This is a genomic window from Curvibacter sp. GW821-FHT09D12, assembly GCF_059416245.1.
Genome location: NZ_JBWKOU010000060.1, coordinates 1 through 690, shown reverse-complemented (window position 1 = coordinate 690; position 690 = coordinate 1). Strand labels below are relative to the sequence as shown.

Here is a 690-nt window from a genome sequence, read left to right as displayed (position 1 = left end):
CTCGACAAACGCGTTGTCGTCGCTCACCCGAGGCCGCGAGTAAGAGGGTTTGACCCCCAGCCAGTGCAGCATGGCCAACACCGTCGTGGCTTTCAGCGTAGCGCCGTTGTCGCCATGCAGCACGGGTTTGCTGTCTTTGGCTGCAATCCCTTCGGCCAAGGCCGTGCGCTGCACCAGGCGGGCCGCGTGGTCTGAGTCATCTTCGGCGTGTACCTCCCAGCCCACCACCTTGCGGCTGTACAGGTCCACGATCAGGTACAGGTAAAACCAACGCCCAGCCACAGTAGCTGGCAGGTAGGTCATGTCCCAGCACCAGACCTGGCCCGGTGCTGTTGCGATGTGCGTGGTCGGTGGCCGTTGCGCTCTTGGCGCCCTGGCACGGCTGCGGTGGGCGTTTTGCCCAGCTTGGCGCAGCACCCGTGCAAAGCTCGATTCGCTGGCCAGGTAACGGCCTTCGTCGGCCAACAGGGGCACGATGCGCGCAGGTGGCAAGTCTGCAAAGCGCGGCTCGTTGGCCACGTGCAGCAGTTCGGCGCGTTCGGCCTCACTCAAGGCGTGTGAGGGGCTTGGGCGATGGGCATGGGGGCGTTGATCGCCACCCAACACGGCACCCGTTGCCCGGCTTCTCCAGCGCTGCAGGGTGCGTTCGCTCAGGCCACACAGCTCGCAGGCCAGGGCCAGTCGGGCCCC

The 690-nt window shown here is 66.1% G+C and carries 1 protein-coding gene; it reads right to left on the bottom strand.

Annotated elements, in window-relative coordinates; all coding sequences use genetic code 11:
* Positions 1-690: DDE-type integrase/transposase/recombinase (locus tag AC07PT_RS30430; protein ID WP_494659190.1), on the bottom strand; the 690-nt coding region annotated here is incomplete at both ends.